Genomic DNA, 4,272 nt, shown 5'->3' on the forward strand with positions numbered 1-4,272 from the left:
GTCCATTGTAGCACGTGTGTAGCCTAAATAACAGGTTTTAACTTAATAAAGGTATAAAAAAGCGAGCCATTCTATTACACTAGATGACTCGCTTTTAATTTGTAAGTTTTACTTTATAAGAAAATAAGAGTAAGTACACCTACGATAATACAATAGAAAGAGAAATATTTTAAATTTCCTTTTGCCATAATGTTCATAAACCATTTTAGTGAAATATACGTCATGATAAATGTTGCGATGAATGCAACGACATATGGTACGAATAATGTGTCTAGATTTGGGTCATTTGCAATGTCTGTAATGCTTAACAATAAGCCACCTAAGCTAACAGGAATGTATAGTAAGAATGAGAAGCGAAGAGCTGTTTCTTGCTTCATACCAAGTAACATTGCTGCTACGATTGTGGCACCAGATCGGCTTATTCCGGGAATCAGTGCGCAAGCTTGTGCTAATCCGACGATGATTGCATCTTTCATAGAAAGGTCGCCATCATTTTTACGACCGCGTAAATTTCTAATAATCCAAAGGCCGACAGCAGTAATAAGAAGGGAAACCCCAACCATCTTCACACCTTTTAAGTACTGATCGATGTAATCTTTAAATAAAACACCAATAACACCTGCTGGAATGGTTGCAATAACAAGATAAATAATAAAGAAGAAATCTGATTTTGCGTCTTCTGCTCTTGTAAATATATAAGAGAGACCATTCTTCGTTAGACGAATTAAATCATTTCTATAAATAAGTAATACAGCTAATAATGAAGCTGAATTAACAAGTAGTTCGAAGCTAAACCCTTCTATTTTTAGTCCTAGCAAATGTTGTGCTAAAACGAGATGACCACTTGAAGAAATCGGAATTGGTTCTGTTAGTCCTTGGAACAGACCGAGAATTAAATATTTTAAAACGTAGTAAAATTGTTCCATAATAACCTCCTTGTTTATTAGTTGAAAGAAACAACTTTTCCATTATAACAAAGATATGGATGAATATTGAAAAGAAATAAATATTCAAAATAAAATAAAAATCCCTTATAGCAGTATAAGGGATTCTTAATTTTAATTAAGAAGTCACTGTTCCTTGAAGACTTTTAGACAATTGAACATCGACTTTTTCAGCATCATGAATATGATTCATAATAGTAGTATTTAATTTATGGAACATTTGTTGTGTGTTAGCAAATTCTCGTAATATGTCATCATTACAAGACTTTTGGTTTTCGATAGCCTTAATAACATTTGTAGCACCATTTTGTAACGTTTGAATCATAACTAAAATATTTTCAATTCTAGCATTTGTATCGGCGCTCATTTCTACACCTTCATCGACTAAATGTAAATTATCTTTTGTGTTATCATATGCTTTTTCAATTTCTTCTTGAATTTTTTTCGTTAAGTTGCCGATGTTTTTTGTACTTTCTGCTGTACTTTCCGCTAGTTTTCTTACTTCATTGGCAACGACAGCGAATCCTTTACCGTGCTCTCCAGCACGTGCGGCTTCAATACTCGCATTTAATGCAAGTAAATTTGTTTGTGCTGCAATGTTTTGAATGACTTCTACAATTTGCTCGATTTCCTTTGAGCGTTCGCTTAGATGATTCATACTATTAGACGTGCGTTGAGATTGTTCACCTAATTTATTAATTACAATAAGTAAGCGGTGAACGGATTCTTTTCCTTCATTAGAGCAGTCAATAATTTCTGCAATAGACTGAATTAAGCTTTGTTCCTTTTGTAACATTTCATTATTTAACTCATTGGAATGTGTCGTACGTGTTGAAACATTTTCGAAACATGAACTTAACTGTTGAACTAAATTTTGAAGTGTATTGTGTTGGTTATTTACAAGTTGATGCTCTTGTACAACGCTTTGTACACGATCGTGGATAGTAGAAATAGTCTCTTGCTTTTCAATATCTTTTTGTTTTAATTCTGCTTCTAATTCTTGTATACGCTCTTCTAATTGAGCAATTGTATGTTGGAGTGATTTTTTTTGAGTAAACATGTATTTATTTCAACCGCCTTCGAAAGTTATATTTTCTCTATATTTGGATTTTAGCATCTTTTGTATTTTTTAAATATAGGAATTGTTAAATATTTAAGAATCTATTACATTTTATTCATAATTCTCTTTTTTTCGTCACGAAAAATAAACTGTATTTAATCGTTTTGTAAACAAACTGTAAAATAAATCATGTATAACTGTATAAGAAGGGAGTCGGATTATGAACTATTTTAAGCGAATCAGCTGTCTAGTATTAGCAGGAATTATCGGTCTTTCTAGTACAGTCGCTGTTAAAGCAGAGTCAAACGACGAGAAACTTAACAACATGCAACAGCAATTGCAACAAAACGATGCAGAAATGCAAAAGAAAGAGCAAGAGAAGCAAGCTGTTAGTAAAGAAATTAAAGGTATCGAAAACGAACTACATAATTTAAATAATACAATTGCAAAAAATAAAGAGGATCAAGCTGCTATTCAACGTAAAATTGATGAAACACATAAGCAGATTGAACAAAAAAAGGAAGAAATTATCGTTTTAGAGGATAAAGTCCTTGCTCGTAAAGATATTATGAGAAAACGTATGGTTTCTGTTCAGAACAGTTCAAATACAAGTTTAGTAGTAGAAGTTGTAGTAGAGTCAAAAAACTTTGCAGACTTCTTACAACGTATGAACGCAGTTTCTACTATTCTAGAAGCTGATAAAGAAATTTTACGTCTACAAGAACAAGATCTTCGTCAAATTGAAGAAGATAAGAAAACAATTGACGAAAAAGAAGCATCTTTAGTAGTAGACAAACAAAAATTAGCAAAAGCGCAAGCTGAACTGCAAGATAACTTGAAAAAACGTCAAGATAACTTACAAACAGTTCAAGCTAAATATAATGAAGTTGCAAGTCAACTTAATTTAGCAGCGGAAGAAAAAGCTAAAATTGAATCAAATATGAAGACAGTACAAGAAACGATTGCTCGTGAGCAAGAAGCAGCAAGAATCGCAGCAGAAGAGCGTGCAAAAGCAGAAGCGGCTGCAAAAGCAGAGCAAGAAGCTTTAGCGAAAGCACAAGCAGAAATTGCTGAAAAGCAAAAGCAGGAAAAAGCTAGTAAACCAGCTGAACCAGTAGCTAATAATAATTCGAAGGTAGAACCTGCAAAACCTGAACCAACTTCTAAGCCAACTGCTGGTGGGAAAGAAATTTATGTAGAAGCTACAGCTTATACAGCTGATCCAGGGGAAAATGGTTATGCACCAGGTCAACAAGTATTTTCTGCATGGGGACACTATAACTTAACTGCAAATCCAGGAATGAAATTAATTGCTGTAGATCCAAATGTTATTCCATTAGGTAAGACTGTAAATGTTGAAGGGTATGGAGTAGCAATTGCAGCCGATACTGGTGGAGCTATTAAGGGGCATAGAATTGATGTTTTAATGCCAGATAAAGGTTCATCAAGTAGTTGGGGCAGAAGAACAGTTAAAGTTACAATTTTAAACTAACACGTAATCCAACTTTACAATACGTAGAGTTGGATTTTTTTATAATAATAATGTTAAGTTGAGTTTACATTTTGTTAAGGATAGCATACAATAATGGTGAGAGGTGGTAAATTTGACCATTTTAAACAGAGTAAAAGAATTAAGAGCTCGTTTTAACTTTACGCAAAGCGTATTAGCAGAAAAGGTTGGAGTAACGAGACAAACAATTGCAGCAATTGAAAAAGGGGATTACGTTCCTTCGTTGTTATTGGCACTTACGATTTGTGATGTGTTTCAGTTAAAGATGGAAGATGTGTTTGTTTTAAATAAGGAGGGGGAAAAGGATGAATAGAATTGTTTTTTCTTATATTATAAATGTACTCTATACTGCACTAGCATGTTGGACATTTGTTGAATTTTATAGTGTTATTACAGAGTTAGCAGATATAATTAAAAACGAGAAATTCCCGTTTGAAGTATGGTTTAATGGAGTACCATTCATTTTATTATTTATTGGAGCAATTATAGTTACAATTTTTTATAGAATTCAAAAGAAAAAATATAAGAATTTATCTTTTTGGATGTATCCATTATTATTTCCACTAGAAGATGAACGTGAAAAAGCGATTACGGATAAAGCTTGTAGAACAACATTTGTATCGTTATGGTTTGTGTTACCTTGTGCAGTTGGATTTTTAACTTTTTCGCCTATTATTAATGAATATCTTCCTGGATACCCATTATATATTCTATTTTCTATTTTCTTTATTCAAATGACAGTATTTCACGTATCACTA

Annotated in this window: 4 protein-coding genes and 1 pseudogene; 3 read left to right on the top strand and 2 right to left on the bottom strand. The window is 32.7% G+C overall.

Annotated elements, in window-relative coordinates; all coding sequences use genetic code 11:
* Window positions 1-113: 113 nt before the first annotated feature.
* Window positions 114-926 carry an undecaprenyl-diphosphate phosphatase gene (locus ACQGSG_RS26985; protein ID WP_000434796.1) on the bottom strand — a complete coding sequence of 271 codons (813 nt, stop codon included), beginning with the start codon at window positions 924-926 and terminating at the stop codon, window positions 114-116.
* 136 nt (window positions 927-1,062) lie between these two features.
* A pseudogene (locus tag ACQGSG_RS26990) lies at window positions 1,063-1,593 on the bottom strand (methyl-accepting chemotaxis protein); the annotation flags it as partial.
* A 631-nt stretch (window positions 1,594-2,224) separates the two neighbouring features.
* On the opposite strand from ACQGSG_RS26990, the gene ACQGSG_RS26995 reads away from it, so the two are divergent.
* From ACQGSG_RS26995 to ACQGSG_RS27005, 3 genes are all read left to right on the top strand, one after another.
* Window positions 2,225-3,496, top strand: a complete 1,272-nt coding sequence (locus ACQGSG_RS26995) for a 3D domain-containing protein (protein ID WP_098219707.1) — start codon at window positions 2,225-2,227, stop codon at window positions 3,494-3,496.
* A gap of 112 nt (window positions 3,497-3,608) precedes the next feature.
* Window positions 3,609-3,827: a helix-turn-helix transcriptional regulator gene (locus ACQGSG_RS27000; protein WP_000154020.1), complete on the top strand. Its 219-nt coding sequence runs from the start codon at window positions 3,609-3,611 to the stop codon at window positions 3,825-3,827.
* Window positions 3,820-4,272: DUF2178 domain-containing protein (locus tag ACQGSG_RS27005; protein WP_377835916.1), on the top strand; the 453-nt coding region annotated here is incomplete at its 3' end. The genes ACQGSG_RS27000 and ACQGSG_RS27005, both read left to right, overlap by 8 nt.

Origin of the sequence: Bacillus sp. GMa5/1, assembly GCF_050172015.1 — a bacterium.
GTDB lineage: Bacteria > Bacillota > Bacilli > Bacillales > Bacillaceae_G > Bacillus_A > Bacillus_A cereus.